The 20,347-nt window shown below is 72.7% G+C and carries 19 protein-coding genes; 7 read left to right on the top strand and 12 right to left on the bottom strand.

Features of this window, described 5'->3' with window-relative positions; all coding sequences use genetic code 11:
• Window positions 1-10 precede the first annotated feature (10 nt).
• The 4 genes from ABFX81_RS01005 to ABFX81_RS00990 all read right to left on the bottom strand — a co-directional run bounded on the left by ABFX81_RS01005 (window position 11) and on the right by ABFX81_RS00990 (window position 2,652).
• Window positions 11-481 (bottom strand): DUF6099 family protein, encoded by a 471-nt coding sequence (locus tag ABFX81_RS01005; RefSeq protein WP_086850057.1) that lies wholly within the window; start codon window positions 479-481, stop codon window positions 11-13.
• Between the two features lie 177 nt (window positions 482-658).
• A complete protein-coding gene (locus ABFX81_RS01000; protein WP_086850055.1) occupies window positions 659-982 on the bottom strand; it encodes a nucleotide pyrophosphohydrolase in 324 nt (107 codons plus the stop codon).
• The gene (locus tag ABFX81_RS00995) at window positions 979-2,136 is read right to left on the bottom strand and encodes an AAA family ATPase (protein WP_086850053.1); all 1,158 of its coding nucleotides are present in this window, start codon (window positions 2,134-2,136) and stop codon (window positions 979-981) included. The genes ABFX81_RS01000 and ABFX81_RS00995 overlap by 4 nt, the downstream gene beginning before the upstream one ends.
• Window positions 2,137-2,256: 120 nt before the next feature.
• Window positions 2,257-2,652, bottom strand: a complete 396-nt coding sequence (locus ABFX81_RS00990) for a cell division protein SepF (RefSeq protein ID WP_086850051.1) — start codon at window positions 2,650-2,652, stop codon at window positions 2,257-2,259.
• Between the two features lie 194 nt (window positions 2,653-2,846).
• Here ABFX81_RS00990 and ABFX81_RS00985 point away from each other — a divergent pair, with 194 nt between their 5' ends.
• Together ABFX81_RS00985 and ABFX81_RS00980 are read left to right on the top strand one after the other, a co-directional pair.
• A complete protein-coding gene (locus ABFX81_RS00985) occupies window positions 2,847-6,941 on the top strand; it encodes a molybdopterin-dependent oxidoreductase (RefSeq protein ID WP_086850049.1) in 4,095 nt (1,364 codons plus the stop codon).
• Window positions 6,942-7,098: 157 nt separating this feature from the next.
• Entirely contained in the window at window positions 7,099-8,805 is a 1,707-nt protein-coding gene (locus tag ABFX81_RS00980; RefSeq protein WP_428837138.1) for a hypothetical protein, read from the top strand.
• Window positions 8,806-8,820: 15 nt separating this feature from the next.
• On the opposite strand, the gene ABFX81_RS00975 is transcribed toward ABFX81_RS00980, so the two are convergent.
• On the bottom strand, window positions 8,821-9,336 hold the full coding sequence (locus ABFX81_RS00975; protein WP_086847734.1) for a YceI family protein: 516 nt from the start codon (window positions 9,334-9,336) through the stop codon (window positions 8,821-8,823).
• A 108-nt stretch (window positions 9,337-9,444) separates the two neighbouring features.
• Here ABFX81_RS00975 and ABFX81_RS00970 point away from each other — a divergent pair, with 108 nt between their 5' ends.
• The 5 genes from ABFX81_RS00970 to ABFX81_RS00950 all read left to right on the top strand — a co-directional run bounded on the left by ABFX81_RS00970 (window position 9,445) and on the right by ABFX81_RS00950 (window position 13,516).
• The gene (locus tag ABFX81_RS00970) at window positions 9,445-9,948 is read left to right on the top strand and encodes a MarR family transcriptional regulator (RefSeq protein ID WP_086847732.1); all 504 of its coding nucleotides are present in this window, start codon (window positions 9,445-9,447) and stop codon (window positions 9,946-9,948) included.
• A 206-nt stretch (window positions 9,949-10,154) separates the two neighbouring features.
• Window positions 10,155-11,507, top strand: coding sequence for a CNNM domain-containing protein (locus ABFX81_RS00965; RefSeq protein WP_086847728.1), 1,353 nt, complete (start codon window positions 10,155-10,157; stop codon window positions 11,505-11,507).
• Window positions 11,504-12,526 carry a CNNM domain-containing protein gene (locus tag ABFX81_RS00960; protein WP_086847726.1) on the top strand — a complete coding sequence of 341 codons (1,023 nt, stop codon included), beginning with the start codon at window positions 11,504-11,506 and terminating at the stop codon, window positions 12,524-12,526. Before ABFX81_RS00965 ends, ABFX81_RS00960 begins: the two co-directional genes overlap by 4 nt.
• A 389-nt stretch (window positions 12,527-12,915) precedes the next feature.
• On the top strand, window positions 12,916-13,140 hold the full coding sequence (locus ABFX81_RS00955) for a hypothetical protein (RefSeq protein WP_086847724.1): 225 nt from the start codon (window positions 12,916-12,918) through the stop codon (window positions 13,138-13,140).
• Between the two features lie 205 nt (window positions 13,141-13,345).
• Window positions 13,346-13,516 carry a hypothetical protein gene (locus ABFX81_RS00950; RefSeq protein WP_346137486.1) on the top strand — a complete coding sequence of 57 codons (171 nt, stop codon included), beginning with the start codon at window positions 13,346-13,348 and terminating at the stop codon, window positions 13,514-13,516.
• Window positions 13,517-13,567: 51 nt separating this feature from the next.
• On the opposite strand, the gene ABFX81_RS00945 is transcribed toward ABFX81_RS00950, so the two are convergent.
• From ABFX81_RS00945 to ABFX81_RS00915, 7 genes are all read right to left on the bottom strand, one after another.
• The gene (locus ABFX81_RS00945; protein WP_086847722.1) at window positions 13,568-13,903 is read right to left on the bottom strand and encodes a DUF3140 domain-containing protein; all 336 of its coding nucleotides are present in this window, start codon (window positions 13,901-13,903) and stop codon (window positions 13,568-13,570) included.
• 6 nt (window positions 13,904-13,909) lie between these two features.
• A complete protein-coding gene (locus tag ABFX81_RS00940) occupies window positions 13,910-14,140 on the bottom strand; it encodes an HVA1 family protein (protein WP_086847720.1) in 231 nt (76 codons plus the stop codon).
• 56 nt (window positions 14,141-14,196) lie between these two features.
• A complete protein-coding gene (locus ABFX81_RS00935; RefSeq protein WP_086847718.1) occupies window positions 14,197-15,309 on the bottom strand; it encodes an acyltransferase family protein in 1,113 nt (370 codons plus the stop codon).
• A gap of 142 nt (window positions 15,310-15,451) precedes the next feature.
• On the bottom strand, window positions 15,452-17,008 hold the full coding sequence (locus ABFX81_RS00930; protein WP_086847715.1) for an ATP-binding cassette domain-containing protein: 1,557 nt from the start codon (window positions 17,006-17,008) through the stop codon (window positions 15,452-15,454).
• Complete coding sequence (locus ABFX81_RS00925) at window positions 17,005-17,811, bottom strand: ABC transporter permease subunit (RefSeq protein WP_086847713.1); 807 nt, start codon at window positions 17,809-17,811, stop codon at window positions 17,005-17,007. Before ABFX81_RS00925 ends, ABFX81_RS00930 begins: the two co-directional genes overlap by 4 nt.
• Window positions 17,808-18,761 carry an ABC transporter permease subunit gene (locus ABFX81_RS00920; protein WP_086847710.1) on the bottom strand — a complete coding sequence of 318 codons (954 nt, stop codon included), beginning with the start codon at window positions 18,759-18,761 and terminating at the stop codon, window positions 17,808-17,810. The genes ABFX81_RS00925 and ABFX81_RS00920 overlap by 4 nt, the downstream gene beginning before the upstream one ends.
• Window positions 18,758-20,332 (bottom strand): ABC transporter substrate-binding protein, encoded by a 1,575-nt coding sequence (locus ABFX81_RS00915; RefSeq protein WP_086847707.1) that lies wholly within the window; start codon window positions 20,330-20,332, stop codon window positions 18,758-18,760. The genes ABFX81_RS00920 and ABFX81_RS00915 overlap by 4 nt, the downstream gene beginning before the upstream one ends.
• Window positions 20,333-20,347: the final 15 nt, after the last annotated feature.

Raw genomic sequence — 20,347 nt, 5'->3', positions numbered from 1 at the left:
GCCGTGGCCGCTACCCCGCCTCCCTCTCCGGTACCACCTGTTCCCGGTCCGCGAGTCTGCGGAGCATCTCCAGGACGCGGTCCCGGGACTCGTCCGCCGCGTCGATGGCCTCCATGCACTGCCAGTACGTGCCCTCGTCGTCCGCGGCGCAGGCGAGGCCCACGAGGGCGATGCCGACCTCTCCGAGGAGACCGCCGAGGTACATCAGGGTGTGGCGGGCGTCGCCCAACTCGGTGAGCTGGCCCGCCCGCAGCTCACCGGGGGCCAGTTCGGGCGGGTCGAGGACGCCGCAGCCGCGGCCCGCCAGCTCCGTCAACCCCAGTGCCTCTCCGCGCAGTTCGGGCGGGCCGGCGACCGCGAGGCGGCTTCCGATCGCCTGCGCGAGGGCCTGCGCCTGCCACACCTCGGCCAGGATCCCCGGCACGTCGCCGCCCGCGGCCAGGGACCGCCTGCTCGTCATGATGAGCCGCACCGCGTCCATGCGCTGCCCCCGTCCTGTCCGACGCGCTCCGCGCGTCCGTCCGCCCGACTCCCTTGTTCACTACCCAGAGTGAAGGGGTGTGAGACGAAAAGCCAGAGGAAGACGGAAATCTGCGGACAACAATTCGGATTCGGGCCGCACTTTGGTTACGCAGAGTACAAGTGGACTGTGGGGCTCCTAGATCGGGAACCTCCGCTCGTTCCGATCGATCTTCGCGTCCAGCGCGGCCAGCGGGTCGATGCCGAGCACCTCGCACAGCTGGAGCAGATACGCGAGCACGTCGGCGACCTCGTCCGTGACCCGGTGCGCGGTGTCCGGATCGGTCATGACACGGGCCGACTCCTCGGGCGTCAGCCACTGGAAGATCTCGACCAGTTCGGACGCCTCCACGCTGAGCGCGGCGACCAGGTTCTTGGGGGTGTGGTAGGGCTGCCAGTTCCGCGCGGCCGCGAACTCGGCCAGCCGGCGTTGCAGTTTCGCCACGTCGAGAGGTTCTGTCACGGCTCAAGGTGTACCACCGTGACCCCGTCGGTCCCGGCGGCCCACGACACGTCGCTCACCGCGCCGAGCAGCCGGATGTGACCGCGCTCGCACATCCGGACCGCGAGCCGCAGCAGTTCCCGCCGCTGCCGTACGTCCAGGTTCCGGTCGAAGCCGTCGGCGAGGACGGTGAGCGTCTGGAGCGCGGCGGGCACCTCGCTGGCGGGGTCGACCTCCAGCACCCCGGGGCCGGTGAGCAGTACCAACGCCAGGGCGATGTACCGCAGTTCGCCGTCACCGAGGCGCCGCAGCCCGGTCCGGACGCCGTCGCCCCGGTCGAGCACCGCCCGCACCGTCCCGTCGGCCGGCGACTCGGCGAGCACGTCCGCCACCGGCCCGGCGCAGCCGGCCCGTACCGCGGCGATGAACTGCGCGTGCCGGTGTCCGCACTCGGCGCGGGTGCGCAACAGCACGTCGGCGAGGTTCCCGCAGCCGCTCAGGAGCCGCCCGGAGCCGGCCGGTACGGGGCCGCGCATCCGGCCGGGGTCGGGATCGCAGGCGAAGGCGGAGCGCAGGGCGACGACCATCTGCTCGGCGGCGGCCAGCACCCTGCGCTGCCCGGGCGTCCGGCCGGCCACGCGCAGCGGCAGCAGGGCGGTGCCGAGCCGGTCGTCGGGCAGCGGGCCACGGGTCACCGGCGTCGGCCCGGCCGTGTGCCAGGCGGCCTGCACGGCCCGCTTCCCGGGGTCCCGCAGGGCGGTCTCCAGCAGCACCAGCTCGCCGGCCGTCAACCGCTCCCCCACGACGCGCAGTCGGGGCTCGGCCTGCACGGCGACATCGAGCCGGACCGGGCCGGCGGGGCCGTCGGCCGTGCAGCCGATGCGGAAGCCCCGGCGGCGCTGCGCGTCGGGCCGGGCCCGCTCCGGGACACAGGCGCCAGGGTCCGGGAACGCCTCGCCGAGCGTCGCCCCTCCCCCGAGCCGGGCGAGCGCCTCGTACGCCCGTAGCGCGCTGGACTTGCCGCAGCCGCTGGGACCGGCGAGGAGGGTGAGCGGTCCGAGCGGGAGTGCGGCGCGGCGGTGGCCGGCGAAGGCGGACAGCCGCAGCTCGGTGATGCGCGGCCGCACGAGTGAGGTGAGAGGAGCGGGGGGCGTGGGAGCGGGGGGCTGGGTCATGTCCGGACCGTAGGACTCCGCTCACGGGACGAACCGTTCCGTCTCCCGGGGGTTCCTACGATCGGGCGACCCGGCCCCCAGAGGACGTCACACCCCGGCGACGTCACACCGAAGGCGACATCACACCCCGGGAACCCCGATCCCCTCCATCAGTCCCGTCACCTCGGTCCCCGCCGGCGTCAGCAGGAACACGTTGCGGTCCACCCGGTGCATTCCGCTCGCCAGACCGAAGACGACACCGGTGCTGAAGTCGAGGACGCGCTTGGCGACGTCCGTCTCCGCGCCGGTCAGGTCGAGCAGCACCGGCACACCCGCCATCAGGGTTTCGGCGACGTCACGGGCGTCGGCGAAGACGTTCACACGCAGCACGACGAAGCGGCGCCGTGTCTCCGTCTCGGCCTCGGGTATGGACCGGTGGCCGACGGAGGACGGCCAGGCGTCCCGGCCCCGCAGCGGCACGACCTGGGCGAGCCCCTCCCACTGTTCGTCGGTGACATCGTGGCTGTTCACCGGCATGCTCCGTCCTGGCTCGCGCTGGCTGTCTCCATCGGCCAATTCTTGCGCACGGTCACCCGTTCGGCCCAACTGCGACACGCTCCGCCACGTCGATGCACCTCACAACGGCCGGAACGCGGCTGTGTGACGGGCGTAACTGCTGGTGATCAAGCGATGTGACACCTGCGTAACGGGGAATTCGTACCGTCGACGGCATGACCACGACGCCACGGCCGCAGCAGGAGACGGAGCAGGTGCGCACCGTCTGCTCGTACTGCGGTGTGGGCTGCGGTCTCGTGCTCGACGTCGGCATGGGGCCGGACGGGCGGCGCACGGTCCTGAAGGCGTCCGGTGACAAGGCCCACCCGGCGAACGCGGGCCGGCTGTGCACCAAGGGCGCGACCACGGCCGACATGCTCGCCGCGCCCGGGCGGCTGACCACCGCGCTGGTCCGCGGCGACCGGGGCGAGGAGCCGGTGCCCTCGCCCGTCGCCGACGCGATCGCCGAGACCGCCGCGCGGCTGCGGGCGGTCGTCGACGCGCACGGGCCGGACGCGGTCGCCTTCTACGTGTCCGGGCAGATGAGCCTGGAGGCGCAGTACCTGGCGAACAAGCTGGCCAAGGGGTTCGTGCGGACGAACGCGATCGAGTCGAACTCGCGGCTGTGCATGGCGAGCGCGGGCACGGGCTACAAGCTGTCGCTGGGCGCGGACGGGCCGCCCGGCTCGTACGAGGACTTCGACCAGGCGGACGTCTTCCTCGTCATCGGCTCCAACATGGCCGACTGCCACCCGATCCTCTTCCTGCGGATGATGGAGCGGGTCAAGGCGGGCGCCAAGCTGATCGTCGTCGATCCACGGCGGACCGCGACCGCCGCCAAGGCCGATCTGTTCCTCCAGGTCAGGCCGGGGACCGACCTCGCGCTGCTGAACGGTCTGCTGCACCTGCTGCACGCGGACGGCCACACCGACCCGGAGTTCGTCGCGGCCCACACCGAGGGCTGGGAGGCCCTGCCCGGATTCCTCGCCGACTACGCCCCGGCGGCGGTCGCGGAGATCACCGGGCTCGCCGAGGACGACATCCGCCGGGCCGCCCGGCTGATCGGCGAGGCCGGCCGGCAGTGGATGAGCTGCTGGACCATGGGGCTGAACCAGTCCACGCACGGCACCTGGAACACCAACGCCCTGGTCAACCTGCATCTGGCGACGGGCGCTATCTGCCGTCCGGGCGCCGGGCCGTTCTCGCTCACCGGGCAGCCCAACGCCATGGGCGGGCGCGAGATGGGCTACATGGGCCCGGGGCTGCCGGGGCAGCGGTCGGTGCTCGTGGACGAGGAGCGGGCGTTCACCGAGGACGTGTGGGAGCTGCCGCCGGGGACGCTGCGGGCCGATGGGGCCGGGCAGGGCACCGTCGAGATGTTCCGGAAGATGGCCGACGGGGAGATCAAGGCCTGCTGGATCATCTGCACCAACCCCGTCGCCTCGGTCGCCAACCGCCGTACGGTCATCGAGGGCCTGGAGGCCGCCGAGTTCGTGGTCACGCAGGACGTGTTCGCGGACACCGAGACGAACGCGTACGCCGATGTCGTCCTGCCCGGCGCGATGTGGACCGAGGCGGAGGGCGTCTTCGTCAACAGCGAGCGCAACCTCACGCTGACCCGGGCCGCCGCGGATCCGCCCGGGGAGGCGATGGCCGACTGGCGGATCATCGCGGAGGTCGCGTGTGCGATGGGGTACGAGAAGGGGTTCTCGTACGACAGCGCCGAGCACGTCTTCGAGGAGATCCGGCGGTTCCACAACCCGAAGACGCAGTGGGACCTGCGCGGTGTCTCCTACGAGCGGCTGCGCCGGACGCCCGTGCAGTGGCCCGCCGCGCGGGAGGACGGTCCGGAGCGCAATCCCGTCCGTTACGTGGGTGAGGACGGGCTGCGTTTTCCGACGGCGAGCGGCCGTGCCGTCTTCTTCGCCCGGCCGCATCTGCCCGCCGCCGAGATGCCGGACGACGACTATCCGTTCGTGCTCAACACCGGGCGGGTGCAGCACCAGTGGCACACGCTCACCAAGACCGGGAAGGTCGCCAAGCTCAACAAGCTGAACGCCGGGCCCTTCGTGGAGCTCCATCCGCAGGACGCGGAGGAGCTGGGGGTCGCGGAGGGCGATCTGGTCGAGGTCGCCTCGCGGCGCGGGCGGGCCGTGCTGCCGGCGGTGGTGACGGACCGGGTGCGGCCGAGCTGCTGTTTCGCGCCGTTCCACTGGAACGACCTGTTCGGCGAGTACCTGAGCATCAACGCCGTGACGAGTGACGCGGTGGATCCGCTGTCGTTCCAGCCGGAGTTCAAGGTGTGCGCGGTGTCGCTGGCGAAGGTGGCGACGCCCTCGCGAGACGCGTCCCCGCACGAGGCCGCGAGCGCCGTGGGCGAGGGACCGGCCGGGGCTCTGACGCCGACGACGGTCACCCCCGCCGGGACCGACCCCTTCGGCCTCCAGCCCTCCCCTCCCCCGGTCCTGTCCGCACAGGAACGCCAGTACCTCACCGGCTTCCTCGCCGGGCTCGGCTCGGGCGCCCCCGGCGTTCCGGTGCTCCCGCCCGACGCGCCCTTCGCCCCCGAGCACGCCCTGTGGGTCAACGGCGTCCTCGCCGGCATGTACTCGCGCTCGGCACCGCCGGCCGCCCCCGCGAGGGAGCCGTCCGGCCGCGAGGTCGTGGTGCTGTGGGCCTCGCAGACGGGGAACGCCGAGGAGTTCGCCACCGCCACGGCCGAGCGGCTGACCGCGACCGGGCACCGTACGACCCTCGTCGGCATGGACGAGGCGGACGTCACCGCGCTCGCCCGCACGGCGGACCTGCTCTTCATCACCAGCACCTTCGGGGACGGCGACGCGCCCGACAACGGCACCGGCCTGTGGGACGCGCTCTCCGGCGAAGGCGCCCCGCGGCTGGAGGGGGTGCGGTACGCCGTGCTGGCCTTCGGCGACTCCTCGTACGACGACTTCTGCGGGCACGGGCGCCGGCTGGACGCGCGGCTCGACGAACTGGGCGGGGTGCGGCTGGCCCCGCGTACGGACTGCGAGCCGGACTACGGGGACTCCGCGGGGGCCTGGCTCGACCACGTGCTCTCGGCGCTGGGCGGTCCGGCCGCCGCCCCCGCCGGCTCCCCGGCCTCGCGACCGGAACCGCAGCCGAAGCCGCGGCCGAAGCCCGCCGCCACGGTCGTCCGGCTCGTCGGCAACCGGCTGCTCAGCCGGCCCGGCGCGGGCAAGGAGGTCCGGCGGTTCACCTTCGACACCAGCGGGACGGACCTGGCGTACGAGGCCGGGGACGCGCTCGGCGTGCGGCCGGTCAACGCACCGGACCTCGTGGCCGAATGGCTGGCGGTGACCGGGCTGGACGGCGGGACGGCCGTCGAGGTGGCCGGTGCCGGCGAGGTGCCGTTCGCCGAGGCGCTGGCCCGGCACCTCGACATCACTAGGATCACTCCGGACCTGCTGCGGTTCGTCGCCGAACGCGCCCGGGACAAGCACGAGTTGCGCAGGCTGCTGCGGCCCGACAACAAGGACGGGCTGGCGCAGTGGTGCTGGGGGCGGCAGGCCGTGGACGTGATCGCCGAGTTCGCGGTGCGGGCGAGCGCCGGGGAGTGGGCCGGGGTGCTGCGGAAGCTCCAGCCGCGGCAGTACTCCATATCGTCCAGCCCGCTGGTCGATCCGCAGCGGGTGTCCCTGACGGTGTCCGTGGTGCGCTACGAGAACCTGCACGGACGTCAGCGCGGCGGGGTGTGCTCGCCGTTCCTCGCCGACGCCGGGGCGGACACCGAGGTGCCGGTGTTCGTGCAGCGCTCGCCGCACTTCCGGCCCCCGGCCGACGCGTCGACGCCGATGGTCATGGTCGGCCCGGGCACGGGCGTCGCGCCGTTCATCGGTTTCCTCCAGGAGCGGCGGGCCCTCGGGCACCGTGCCCCCAACTGGCTGTTCTTCGGCGAGCAGCACCGCGCGACGGACTTCTACTACGAGGACGAGCTGACGGCTCTGCTCGACGAGGGCACCCTCACCCGTCTGGACACCGCCTTCTCCCGCGACCAGCGCAACAAGGTGTACGTACAGGACCGGATGCGCGAGCACGGGCCGGAGCTGTGGCACTGGCTGCACGACGGCGCCCGCTTCTACGTCTGCGGTGACGCCTCCCGCATGGCCAAGGACGTGGACCGGGCCCTGCGGGACATCGCGGTGGCACACGGCGGGCTGAGCGAGGCGGAGGCCGCCGCGTACGTGAAGCAACTGGCGGCGGACAAGCGGTACGTACGGGACGTGTACTGAGCGGGCGGCGACTCCGGACGGTTCCTCGGCGCACGGCGGTTCCTGAGCATGCGGCGGCTCCTTACTCGCCTCACACCCGTCTCTTCACCGCCGTCCGGGCCCGCCTCACCTGCGGCGATTAGCGTCCTGCGGCGTGTACTCGGCAGAAACCGCACTGGTGGTGCCCGGCCCGCGCACGCAGTCGGCGGCGGCCGGGCCGCCGCCCCCGGCCCAGTGGCACCGCGTCCTGACCCTGCTCGCCGACATCAGCCTGCTGATCGGCACCCGTGCCGTGTGGGCGACGGCGGCGGGTCACCGGCCGGCCGTGGCCGTGGTGATCTCGGCGTGCTACGCCTCGATCCTGGCGTCCGGGGTGCTGGCCCTGGTCGTCCGCCGGGAGCGGTCGCTGGCCCGGGTGGACCTGTGCGTGCTGGTGACGGGCGTGACGCTCGCCCTGTGTGCGTGGACCGTGCTGCACCACGGCTCCGACGAGGCTCTGCTCACCACCCAGGCGGCACGCGAAGTGGCCGCGGGGCACCCGGTGTACGGGCAGCCGTGGCCCTGGCTCTTCGGCCACGGCGTGGCCCTCACCCCGACGGTGACCGGGGGCTACGACCTCACCTACGGCTATCCGCCGCTGGCCCCGCTGCTGGCCGTGCCGCTGCTGTGGCTGGGCCACGGCGGTGCCCCGGCGACGGCGGTGAGCACGGGCGCGCTGGTCGCCGGCACGGTCGTGCTGTGGCGGATGCTGCCGGCGCCGTGGCGGTCGGCGGCGACCATGGTGTGCCTGGGCTTCGGGATGCTGCCGTCGTACGCGCGGCTCGGCTACCCGGCGATCGTGGCCCTGGCCCTGCTGGTGCCGGTGGTGGTGCGCTGGCCGCGTACCGGGGCGGGCGGGCGGCTCGGGGCGGTGGGGCTGGCACGGGCCGCGTGTCTGGGGGCGGCGTGCGCGGCACAGCAACTCCCCTGGTTCCTGGTGCCGTTCCTGCTGGCCGGGATCTACGCCGTGCGGCGCGGCGAGCTGGGCGGCCGGGCCGCGGCACTGGTGGTGCTGCGGTTCGCCGGGGCCGCGGCGACCGTGTGGCTCCTCGTCAACACCTACTTCGTCGCCGGCGAGCCGGGCCCCTGGCTGACGGGGATCACCCTGCCGCTGACGCAGGGCGCGGTGCTGCACGGGCAGGGCGCGGTGGACGTCTCGCTGTACCTGACCGACGGCAGCGACCGCCTCGACTGGTACTCCTCCGCGAGCCTGCTGCTGCTCGCCGGCCTGCTCGTGCTGTTCGTGCTGTTCGTCCGTCGGCTGGGGCCGGCCGCGACCGTCCTGCCCTGGTGCGCCTTCTACCTGGCGACCCGCTCGCAGGACGGCTACTACCTGCTGATGACGCCGCTGTGGCTGGCGGCGGCCGTCACCGCTCCCGCGTCGGCGTTCGCCGGGGCGTGGCAGCCCCGTGCGCGCCTGCTGTCCGGGCCGCGGCGCCGCCCGGTCCGGATCGCCCTGATGGTGCTGCTGCTCATGCCCGCGCCGGCCGGTGCCGCCGTGGCGGCCACGGGTGCACCGCCCCTGCGCATGCGGGTCGTCGGAGTCCGCCACCCCGCCCCGGCGACCGTCTCCCGCCTCACCCTCCAGGTCACCAACACGGACGCCATGGCCCTCGCCCCGCACTTCACCCTGACGAGGGGCCAGGGCATGGACCCGTACTGGCGGATCGTCCGGGGTCCGCGCACCCTGCCCGCGCACAGCACCGCCCGTTATGAACTCCGGCCGCCCGAGGGCCGGTTCACCGTGCCCCGGCCGGGTGTCCGGATCCGCCTGCGCGCGTTCACGGCGTCGCCGCAGACCCTGTCGAGCACGGATGTGCAGCAGGCGGTGTGCCGGACGGGCTGACACCGCCGCGGGGCGTCAGCCGATGGCCCGGACGAAGCGCAGGTTCGCGGTGACCGTGGTCAGGCCGCGGATCATGCCCAGCTGGTTCCAGCCCATGCCGAACTGGTCCCGGTCGACGGTGAAGTCCGTCTCCAGCGTGAGTCCCGTGGCGTCCCCGTCCTTCAGGCGGGCGGTGAGGGACAGCGGCCTGCTGACGCCGCGCACGGTGAGCTGACCGACGACGTGCACCTGGTCGCCGTCGCGGAGCTCGGCGCTGCGGGCCGCGAAGGTGATCTCGGGGTGGTGGTCGGCGTCGAAGAAGTCGGCGGACCTCAGGTGGGTGTCGCGCTTGGCGTTCTTGGTGTCGAGGGAGGCGATGTCGAAGGTCAGAGTGCCGACGGCGGACCCGTCGGGCCGGACCTCGCCCGAGCCGCCGATCGCGCCGAAGGTGCCCTTCACGGTGACCAGGCCCCACATGGTCTTGTGCTGGATGCCCACGGTCGAGGCGGTCGTGTCGAGCTGCCACAGTCCGGTTTCCACGGCGACGGTCATGATCCTTCTCCACTCTTGTCGTTCAAATTTGGATGACTGCACGCTAGCGGCTCGTCCAAAATTGAACAACCCCTGTTCCAAATTTGGACGACAGGTACGCTGGGACGCATGGCCGACCACCAGGAGCACTCCGCCGACCTGCCTGAATGCCCGTCCGCCAAGGGCGGCGGACTGCTGCCGGCGGAGCTGCGCGCCTGGATGCTGCTGCTCGCCGCGACGGGGGCGGTGGAGCAGCGGCTGCGCGCGGTCGTGAAGGAGAAGCTGGACGTCTCGCACGACGAGTTCCTGATCCTGTGCCTGCTCGCGGAGCAGCCCGAGGGCGGCCTGCGGATGACGCGCGTCGCGGAGCTCCTGGGCCGCCCGAAGACCCGCCTCACCTACCAGATCGCCTGCCTCCAGCACGCCGGCCTCGTCAGCCGCAGGTCGGTGTGCGGCGACAAGCGCGGCGTCGAGGTCGCCCTCACCGACAAGGCCCGGCGGCTCCTCACCGAGGCCTCCGGCCCGCTCGCCGAGACGGTGACGCGGTCGCTCGCCCGCATCATGGGCCCGGACCAGCGTGAGGCGCTGTCCGCGCTGGTGCCGGACCTCGCCGAGGAGTCCCGCGCGGACTGAGGGAGGTTGGTCCGGCGCCCCGGGCGGCGTTCTCTACACCGTCGTAGAATCCGGGAACACGGGCGCGCCGACGGGCGTTGACCCGGAGACACACCACGTATAAGGAGCCACTTGTTGTCCGCCAGATCGACGGACCCTCCGGGGCACAGTCCCCGACCATTCCGCCACGACATCAGTGATCGCGGCACACGGCGGGATGGTGTGGGATGAGTGCCGCGAACGCCCTCCTGGGCCTGCTCGCCGTGTTCGTGCTGACCGCCGGCACCGGGTACTTCGTCGCCCAGGAGTTCGCCTACGTCTCCGCCGACCGGCTCACCCTCGCGCGTGAGGCCGAGGCCGGGGACAAGAAGGCCGCCCGCGCCCTGCTGGTGCTGGAGCGGCTGTCGTTCATGCTGTCGGGCGCGCAGCTCGGCATCACCGTCACCGGACTGGTCGTCGGCTTCATCGCCGAGCCGTCGGTGTCCGCGCTGCTCAGGCCCGCCCTGTCCGGGCTCGGCCTGCCCGACGCTGCCGTGAGCGGCGTCTCCGTGACGCTGGCCTTCGTCCTGGCCACGGTCGTGCAGATGGTGCTGGGCGAGCTGGCCCCGAAGAACCTCGCGATCGCCGTGCCGGAGCGGCTGGCGAAGGCGCTGGCCCCGTCGACGCTGGCGTATCTGAAGGTCGTCGGCCCTGCCGTCCGCGTCTTCGACAGCGCTGCGAACAAGCTGCTGCGCAAGGCCGGCATCGAGCCGGTCGAGGAGCTGCATCACGGCGCCACGCTGGAGGAGCTCGGCCATCTGATCGGCGAGTCGCACGAGCGGGGCGCGCTGCCCAAGGACACCGCCGCGCTGCTGGACCACGCGCTGGAGTTCTCCGAGCGCACCCTCGACGAGGTGATGGTGCCGCGCGCCGACGCCGTCTTCGTCCGCAAGGACGCCGGCGCCGACGAGGCGGTCGGCCTGATCGCCGAGCACGGCCACTCCAACTACCCCGTCCTCGGCGACCACCCGGACGACATCGCGGGCGTGCTGGGGGTGCGCGAGCTGATGGCACTGCCCGCCGCCCGCCTCGCCGTGGCGAGCGCCGGTGAGGTGGCCCGGCGGCCGCTGCTGCTGCCGGACACGCTCGCGCTGCCGGACGCGGTGAACCGGATGCGGGAGCTGGACGACGAGTTCGCGGTCGTCCTCGACGAGCACGGCGGCGTGGCGGGCATCGTCACGTACGAGGACATCGCCGAGGAGCTGGTCGGCGACATCGCCGACGAGTCCGACAAGGTCACCCTCCTCGCCGTCGCGGACGGCGACGGCTGGCTGGTGGACGCCGGCCGCCGGCTGGACGAGGTGGCGGAGGCCACCGGTGTCGGGCTGCCGGAGGACGACGACTACGACACCGTGGCCGGCCTGGTCGTGGACCGGCTCGGCCGCTTCCCGACGGTCGGCGACCGGGTCAAGGTCGAGCTGCCCGGGGGCGGGCGCGCCGTGATCGACGTCCGCACGCTCGACCGGCACGTGGCCGACCGGGTACGGATCAGCCCGCTCGTGGACGCCGAGGAAGCAGCGGAAGCCGAGGAGATGGCGTGAGTTTCCCGATGGCGGTCTTCGTGACCGTGCTGCTGCTGATCGGCAGCGGCTTCTTCGTGGCGGCCGAGTTCGCGCTCGTCGCCGCCAAACGGCACCGCATGGAGAAGGCGGCGGCCGAGGGGCGGCGGGGCGCCGGGGCTGCCCTGGCCGGTATGCGCGAGCTGTCGCTGATGCTGGCCGGCGCCCAGCTGGGCATCACCGTGTGCACCCTGGGCCTGGGCTCGGTGTCCAAGCCGGCGATCTCGCACGAACTCGACCCGCTGCTGCACGAGCTGGGCCTGCCCAGTGCCGTGAGCTACGGCGTGGCGTTCGCCGTGGCGATGGCCGTGGTGGTGTTCCTGCACATGGTGGTCGGTGAAATGGCCCCCAAGTCATGGGCGATCGCCCACCCGGAGCGCTCGGCGATGCTCCTCTCCCCGCCGTTCCGGGCCGTGGTGCGGGCCGTACGGCCGCTGATCCGGCTGCTCAACGCGGCGAGCAACGCGCTGGTACGGCTGTGCCGGGTGGCCCCGCGCGACGAGCTGGCCTCGGCGCACGACCGGGAGCAGCTGACGCACCTGGTGGCGGAGTCCGAGCGGCTGGGCCTGATCAGCGCGACCGATTCGGAGCTGCTGACCCGCTCGCTGACCGAGCCGGAGACCCCGGTCGCGGCGCTGCGGATCCCGGCGGCGGAGCTCACCTGGGTCGAGGGCGGCACGGACGTCGAGGCGCTGCTGCGGCTGGCCGCCGGCCTCGACCGCACCCGGCTGCTCGTCCGGGAGAACGGCACCGTCCTGGGCTCGGTCCACGCCCGTGACGCCCTGGTCGCCCGGGCCCGGGGGCGGGCCACGACCGCCCGCGAACTGGCCCGTCCGGTGCCCGAGCTGACGGAGGCGACGACGGTCGCCGACGCGATCGAGGTGCTGCGCCGCCGCCGGTCCTCCCTGGCCGTGGTCCGTGACAGCGCCGGCCGGCTCACCGGCCTGGTCACCCTGGACGACCTGCTGGCCCGGCTGATGCAGCCGGCCGCGGCGGCCTGACGGAGCGGAATCCGAACCTCCAGCCAATCTGCACACCGTTCGCAAGGACGCCGGAGGACGGCACGCCGGGCGCCAAGTCCGTGACAGGGCATGGGAATTTGGCGTCGAAGTGCCCGCTTCGGGATTCGGGGCGCAATACACGTGCGTGCGACAGGGCGACGGGGTGTGTGAAGGATTGGGCGCATTTCGTGAACCCATGGTCATGGCGGTGAAGACGGTCGTCGCAATGCCCGGCGCGACGTCGGCGAGCGGTTGGCCCTCTGCTCCGCGGAATGCTTTGATCCTGCGCACGGCGGAGCCCCCGGGGAGGAATCCCGGGTTCCCGGAATCCCGCGATCACCCCGTGCTCACCGCTTTTTTGCGGACATTCACGCGAAGGGAAACACCCCATGAACCTCACCCCTCAGGTCGACAGCGCCGAGCTCTCCGACGCAGACCTGGACAACGTCTCCGGCGGCATGGCGGGCGGCGCCTCCGTGAGCCTCGTGGGCAGCCTCTCCAGCGGCCTGGTCGAGCCCCTGACCGCGGGCGTCTGCGCCGACCTCCAGGGGGCCCTGTCGCCGGAGGGCGGGGCGGCGTCCGGGAGCGCGGGCGTGCACACGACGTCGCTCTGACGACATCCGCGCGAAGGGCCCCGGGAAGCGATTCCCGGGGCCCTTCGCCATACCCAGGACTTTCCCTCGTGGTCACAAAATTGGGGAATTCGCGAAGCTCGTGACGGAATTCTGGACAGGACGGGGGTGGGTAACACCGCGGCACGGGATGGCGCAGACTTACACGGACCCCCCAGACCCGGCTGTGAAGCGATAGGACAAACCCGTGAAAACCGACTCGACCCGCACCGAAGAACTGCCGATCTACGAGAGCCTCATACGCGAACGTGGTGACGTCGTGGAGGAGGCTCGCGTGGTCGCCGAAGAGACGCAGCACCAGATGAGCCAGGCCCTGAACGGGGTCGCCGCGACCCCGCACGAGACCGGCGCGCCCTGATCCCGGGGGCTCTCGGACCCCCCGCCGCGCTGACGCTCCCGACCGGGGCCGTCATCCGTCGAGCGGGTCGTGTCCCCAGTTCATCAGGGAGTGCCGCCACCGTGAGTCCCGTACGTCCCCGGAGGGCCGCTGGGCCAGGTGGCGGCGGACGTAGCCGACGACCTTGCGCATGTGCTGGTAGTCGTCGTCCGTGAGGTCGCCCTTCTTGGCGCGCAAGATCGCCACGATCCGCCGGCCGGAGGCGTGTCCGGTGGACTCACCCCCGTCCTGGTGCTGACCGGCGCTCTGCGAGTCGTCGGACTCCAGCCATTTCTCCAGGTCGGCCGGTGTCATGTTCACCAGCTCACGGAAGTCGCTCCAGGTCTCCTCACGCTGCTCGCCGTCCACGCCGCCTCACTTCTTCTTCTCGAGCGCGGACGGTTTGTGCACCGCGGTCCTGCCGGACTTGTCGCTGCGCACTTCGTACTGCGGGTCGTCCGGCGAGGCGTCGACGGTGCGGCCCGACGCCTCGGTCCGCTCGGTGATCTCCCGCTCGACCTCGCCCTCGGTCCGGCTGCCGTGACTGCTCCAGGTGACCTTGTCGCCCTTCTTCGGTTTCCCGCCCTCGCTGCGGCCCTTCGTCATGCCGGTGCTCCCTCGTGGAGAAGTGTGCGGTTCTCTCCAGCGTGCGGGCTGAGCGGTCAGGGCGCAGCTCGACGGGCAGCGGGGGCAGAGGTGCCGAAGGCCCACGCCATCCCGGGTTCGGTGACACAGCGGAAGGTCCGCCGAACGGTGGGTGTGCACAGCGCGGTCATGACCAGGGCGGCCACCAGGGTGGCGGCGACAACGCCGGCGGGCCCGCGGACCCAGGCCGGCTCGTACCAGCCCCAGTGTTTGGCGGCCTGCGCGACGAAGCCGTGCAGCAGATAGCCGGACAGGGTGCCGGTGCCCAGCACGGTGAACCAGGTCCGGCGCCCGGGCACCCAGGCGAGGAAGCAGGCGACCAGGACGGACGAACAGCCGAAGGCGGCGAGCGTCATCACGGGCCCGTACCAGACCGGGGCGGCCAGTTCCGCGGCGCTGTCGGCGTGGAAGAACCACGCGTAGTTCATCCGCGGCACCGCCCAGTACGCCACGCCCAGCGCACAGACGGCGACCGGCACGGCGAGGATCCGCACCTCGCGCCGTCTCACCAGCCGGAAGTGCTCCGGCCGCAGCAGCAGACCGAACACGAAGTACGGCAGGAACTGAAGCGTGCGCTGGAGATCCAGGTCATGGCCGAGGGACGGTGAGAGTGTCGCCAGCATCGCGACGACGAGGGCCGTCGGCAGCGGCCACCGCACATGCCCCCAGAGGGGCGTCGTCAGCCGCCAGACGAACAACGCCGCGAGGAACCAGGTCAGATACAGGGGGTCCAGCAGGCTGACCGGACGGTCCGGGTCCTGGCTGGTCCACCGGGTGAACAGGGTGTACGCCGTCTCGAACACCACATACGGCACGGCGACACCGGTGACCAGGCGTTTGAGGCGCCCCGGGCTTCCGTCGAAGGTGCGTGAGAAGTAGCCGGAGACGATGATGAACGCCGGCATGTGGAAGGCGTAGACGAGCATGTACAGGGCGGTGACGGCCCTGCTGCCCGGCCGCAGCGGCTCCCAGGCGTGTCCCACGGCCACCAGGACGATCGCCAGGTACTTGGCGTTGTCGAAGAACGCGTCCCGCTGCCGCGCCGGGCGGGGCGCCGCGTCGTGCTCTTCCGTCTGCGTGACCCGGGTCGCTTCGGTGCCCGGGCGGACGGTGGTCAGCGTGTCACTCACGGCACCCTCCCGGAACGATTGGAGGCGTGGGGGCCTCTTCCGACCGGGAGTAAGGGGGTGGCGAGTGCGCAGAACATCGCCCGCACCCTAATCACAGGGCCGTGCTGTCGTTCAACTCGTAACGGAGGTGGCTCGCTTCGGGTCATGCCCCGGTATACGTACCGGGGCGGGCGATCGTCTCCCGGAGGGCGACGGTGAGCGGGTGCCGGGGGTCGGTCAGCACCCGTCGGACCGGCCCCTGCTCGACGAGTTCACCGGCGTCCAGCACGGCGATGCGGTGGGCGACCGACGCCGCGTCCAGGTCGTGGGTGATGAGCACGAGGGCGAGGTCGTCGCGGTCGCGGACCAGTGCGCCGAGCAGGTCGAGGATGGCCCGGCGGGTGACGGTGTCGAGGCCGGAGGTGATCTCGTCGCAGACCAGGACGCGGGGGTGGGCGAGGAGGGCGCGGGCGAGGGCGGCGCGCTGGAGTTCGCCGCCGGAGAGTTCGCCGGGGCGTCGGCGGGCCAGTTCCTCCGGCAGGCCGAGGCGCTCCAGGGTGGCGGACGCCTCGTCCGTCGCCGCCCGTTCCCCGGCACCGCGCAGCCGTACCGCCGTGCGGGCCACCTGCGGCAGGACGGGCCGGTGCTCGTCGAAGGCGGCGCGGGCGTCCTGGAAGACGTACTGCACGGCGGCGAGTCGGTCGCGGCCGCGGTGGCGCAGGCTGCGCGGGAGCGGCGTGCCGTCGAGCAGGATCTCGCCGGCGTGGTCGCGGTGGAGGCCGGCGAGGCAGCGGGCCAGCGTGGTCTTGCCGCTGCCGGAGCGGCCGACCACGGCCAGGCACTCGCCGGGGTGGAGCGCGAGGTGCGGGACGCGCAGCACGGTGTTCCTCCGGTCGTGCACGGCGGTCAGGTCCCGAACCTCCAGGGCGGGTTGCCGGGCGTCGCCGCTCGCCGCGTCCTGTGGCTCTGCCCGCTGTGAGTCGAGCAGCCGTCGGGTCCACGCGTGGCGGGGCACCGCCCACAGCCGCGCCACGGGCCCCGACTCCACGACCCGTCCCGCGCGCATGACGAGGACTTCGTCGGCGAGGGCACGGACGACGTCCAGGTCGTGGCTGAGCAGGACGACCGCGATGCCGCGGGCCGCGACGGCCGCGAGCTGGTCGACGACACGGCTCTTGGTGAGCGCGTCCTGGCCGGTGGTGGGTTCGTCGGCGACGATGACGCGGGCGCCGAGCAGCAGGGCCTGGGAGAGGACGACGCGTTGCTGCTGACCGCCGGAGAGCTGGTGCGGGTGGCGGCGCAGCAGGGCTTCGGCGTCCGGGAGCTGGGCGTCGGACAAGGCCCGCAGGACCAGTTCGCGGGCCGCGCTGCGGCGTTCGCGGCGGGGCAGGTGGCGTACCCGGGGGCGGGCGATGTCGTCGAGCAGGGCGCTGACGCGGCGGGCCGGGTTGAGGACGGCTGCGGGGTGCTGCGGCACGTATCCGACCGGGCCGTCCCCGGACCTGCGCACCTCCCCCGTGACCCGGGCACCGGCCGGGTACTCCCCCAGCAGCGCCAGGCCGGTGGTGGTCTTGCCACTGCCGGAGGCGCCGACCAGGGCGGTCACGCGGCCGGGGAGCACGCGCAGGTTCACGCCGTCGACGATCGCGCGGCCGTCGATCTCCACGCGCAGGTCGCGGATCTCGGCGACGATGTCAGCCGCTTCCGTCTCTTGGTTCACGCGCGCCGTCCCTTCCTTCCGTTGCTCTTCTCCAGCGCGGCGTCGAAGAGCAGGTTGGTGCCCGTCGTGAGGGCGACGATCAGCAGGGCGGGCACGACCACGGCCCAGGGCTGTACGAAGAGGCCGGTGCGGTTGCGGTCGACCATGACCGCCCAGTCGGCGGCGTCCGGGGCGACTCCCACGCCGAGGAACGCGGCCGTCGACACCAGGTACAGCACGCCGGTCAGCCGGACGCCTGCGTCGGCGGCCAGTGTGCGCAGGGCAGAGCGGCCGACGTAGCCGACGGCGACGCGCCACCACGTCTCGCCCTGCATGCGCAGCGCCTCCACCGCGGGCCGGGCCGCCGCCTCGGCCGCCGCGGCCCGTACGATCCGGGCGGCGTCGGGCACGTTCACCAGCGCGACGAGCAGCGCGAGCCCGGCGGCACCCGGCGAGAACACGGACGCCACGAGCAGGATGAGCAGCAGCGACGGTACGGCGAGCAGCACGTCGAGGGGCCGCATCAGCAGTTCCTCCAGCCACCGTGCGTGGGTGACCGCGCTGACGAGTCCGACCGGCAGCGCGACCAGATAGGCGAGGGTGGTGGCGGCGAGTGCGGTCAGCACGACCGTACGGCCGCCGTGCAGCACCTGCCGCCAGACGTCCCGGCCCACGAAGTCGGTGCCGAGCCAGTGGCCGTCGCCGAGGGTGAAGGAGGGGGCGCGCGGGCCGGGTTCACCGGCGAACAGGGGGCCCAGGAGGGCGAGGAGCAGCGGGACCGCGACGATGGCGAGGCCGAGGAGAAACCGGCGCGTGGCGCTCACGCCGCCACCCCCGCCCGGGGCGTCAGCCGGTACGCCACCACGTCCGCGCCCAGATTCAGTACGACGGTCAGCACGCCGAACACCACCGCCAGCCCCTGCACCACCGGCACGTCCCGCTCGGCGACGGCGTTGAGGAGGACCGTTCCGAGGCCGGGGATCACGAACAGCGCCTCCACGACGATGACCCCGCACAGCAGCCAGTCGACGGTACGGGCGAGTTGCTGGGCTGCCGGGGCGAGGGCGTTGGGCAGGGCGTGGGTGTAGCGGACGCGGGCGCTGGGGACGCCGTAGCGGCGGGCGTGGGCGGCGTAGGGCGAGGCGAGGGCGTCGACCATGCCGGCGCGGACCAGCCGGGAGAGGGAGCAGACCGGGCGGGAGAGCAGGACCAGCACGGGGAGGACGAGGACGGCCGGGTGGCCGAGCAGGTCGGTGCCGTAGCCCACCGCGGTGGGCGGCAGCCAGGCCAGTTTCAGCGCGAACACCGTCACCAGCAGCACACCGAGGGCGAACTCGGGTACGGCGTACACGGCGAGCGTGGCGGAGCTGACCAGCCGGTCGATCAGCCGCCCCTCGTGACGGGCGGCGAGCACGCCGAGCCCGAAGCCGAGCGGGACGAGCAGGGCCAGGGTGAGCGCGGCCAGCAGCAGGCTCGGGCCAAAACCGTCGGCGATGTACCGGGCCACCGGCCGGCCGGAGGTCAGGGACGTGCCGAAGTCGCCGTGCAGCAGGCCCGTCGCCCAGTCCGCGAGACGTTCGTGGGCGGGCCGGTCCAGGTCCATGGCCTCCCGGATCGCGGCGATGCGCGCCGGGTCGGGCTGGTCGCCCGCGAGGGCCACCGCCGCGTCGCCCGGCAGCGCCTCGGTGAGCGCGAAGACCAGCAACACGACGGCCACGGTCTGCACGGCACCGAGGAGCAGCCGCCGGGCCACGAAGGAGCGCAGACCGCTCACGCCAGCCAGACCTTGTCGAAGCGGGCCCAGTCGAGGGTGTTGGCGGGGGCCTTCGTCTCGACTCCCTTGACGTTGCGGGCCGTTCCGAGGATCCAGTCGGCGAAGCCCCAGATCAGGAAGCCGCCCTCGGTGTACAGGCGGCGCTGCATGCGCTCGTAGACGGCGGCCCGCCCGGTCTTGTCGCGGGTGGACTGGGCCTGCTGGTAGAGGGCGTCGAAGTCCTTGTGCTGCCACTTGGTGGCGTTGGTGGTGGAGTCGGTGAGCAGCCGCTGGGAGATGTGGGCCTCGATGGGCATGGCGCCGGAGCGGTAGCAGCACAGGGTGCCGCCGTCGAGGATGTCGCTCCAGTAGGAGTCCTTGCTGCCCATCTTCACGTCGATGGTGACACCGGCTTTGGCGGCCTGGTCGCGGAAGATGCTCGCGGCCTCGGTGAAACCGGCGGCGACGGCCGAGGTGTCCAGGGTGACCTTCAGTTTTTCGGCACCCGCCTGCTTCAGCAGGCGACGGGCGCGGTCGAGGTCCTGCTCGCGCTGCGGCAGGCCGTCGGCGTAGTACTCGTAGCCCTTGCCGAACAGGTCGTTGCCGACCTCGCCCGCGCCGGACAGGGCGCCGTCGACGAGTTCCTTCCGGTCGGCGATGAGGTAGAACGCCTCGCGCACCCGCTTGTCGTCGAAGGGCGGCCGGTCTGTCTTCATGCAGAACGCCTGCATGGCGCTGTTGCGGAGCCGGACGATCTCGATCCGGCCCCGGCCCTCGTGGGCGCGGGCGGTGGTGGGGTTGAGCTCGTGGGCGTACTCGACCTGGCCGGCGAGGAGGGCGTTGACGCGCGCGGACTCCTCGTTGGCGACGACGAATTCGAGCTCGTCGAGGTGCGGGGTGCCGTCCCAGTAGTCCTCGTTGCGGCGGAAGACGGCGGAGCGGCCGGGCGCGAAGGAGACGAAGCGGAAGGGGCCGGAGCCGATCGGCTTCTTGTCGAAGTCGGTGCCGGTGGCGTTCCCGGGGACGATGTACGCGCCGAACGCGGCCAGGATGTTGGGGAATTCGGCGGTCGGCCGCTTGAGGACGAACTCGATGGCGCGCTCGCCCGTCGCGCGGCTGGCGTCGAGGTCGATGGGTTCCAGGGATGCCTTGGCGCGGAAGGCCTGCTTCGGGTCGGCGATGCGGCGGTAGCTGTAGAGGACGTCCTTGGCGGTGACCGGCCTGCCGTCGTGGAAGGTGGCCTCGCGCAGGGTGACCTGCCAGCGGTCGAGGGTCTTGTTCGACTCCCACTTCGTGGCGAGGCGGGGCTGGGCGGAGAGGTCGGCACCGTAGTCGGCGAGCTTGTCGTAGAGGGCCTTGGCGCGGGCGACGTCGGCGAACAGGTTGGCCAGGTGCGGGTCGAGGGTCTCGCCGGCCCCGCCTCCGGCGAAGGCGGCGCGCAGCCGTCCGCCGCGCTTCGGGGTTCCGCCGCTGCCGCTGTCCGCCTTGTCGTCGGTGCCGCCGCCGCAGCCGACGAGGGCGAGGGCGGCGGCGCCGGTGCCGGCGGCGAGGAAGCCGCGACGGCGCAGGCCGGGGAAACGTTCGTCGTTCATGACTGGTCCTTCGGG

Source organism: Streptomyces coeruleofuscus (genome assembly GCF_039532725.1).
Classification (GTDB): Bacteria; Actinomycetota; Actinomycetes; order Streptomycetales; family Streptomycetaceae; genus Streptomyces; species Streptomyces coeruleofuscus.
Note: the sequence above shows the minus strand (reverse complement) of the source record. Positions and strands in the feature narration are given on the sequence as shown.

Coding starts and splice junctions, on each gene's coding strand:
- ABFX81_RS00915 (WP_086847707.1), bottom strand. CDS start 20,332: ATGAACGACGAACGTTTCCCCGGCCTGCGCCGTCGCGGCTTCCTCGCC.
- ABFX81_RS01005 (WP_086850057.1), bottom strand. CDS start 481: ATGGACGCGGTGCGGCTCATCATGACGAGCAGGCGGTCCCTGGCCGCG.
- ABFX81_RS00995 (WP_086850053.1), bottom strand. CDS start 2,136: ATGACCCAGCCCCCCGCTCCCACGCCCCCCGCTCCTCTCACCTCACTC.
- ABFX81_RS00990 (WP_086850051.1), bottom strand. CDS start 2,652: ATGCCGGTGAACAGCCACGATGTCACCGACGAACAGTGGGAGGGGCTC.
- ABFX81_RS00965 (WP_086847728.1), top strand. CDS start 10,155: ATGAGTGCCGCGAACGCCCTCCTGGGCCTGCTCGCCGTGTTCGTGCTG.
- ABFX81_RS00940 (WP_086847720.1), bottom strand. CDS start 14,140: ATGACGAAGGGCCGCAGCGAGGGCGGGAAACCGAAGAAGGGCGACAAG.
- ABFX81_RS00975 (WP_086847734.1), bottom strand. CDS start 9,336: ATGACCGTCGCCGTGGAAACCGGACTGTGGCAGCTCGACACGACCGCC.
- ABFX81_RS00985 (WP_086850049.1), top strand. CDS start 2,847: ATGACCACGACGCCACGGCCGCAGCAGGAGACGGAGCAGGTGCGCACC.
- ABFX81_RS00970 (WP_086847732.1), top strand. CDS start 9,445: ATGGCCGACCACCAGGAGCACTCCGCCGACCTGCCTGAATGCCCGTCC.
- ABFX81_RS00955 (WP_086847724.1), top strand. CDS start 12,916: ATGAACCTCACCCCTCAGGTCGACAGCGCCGAGCTCTCCGACGCAGAC.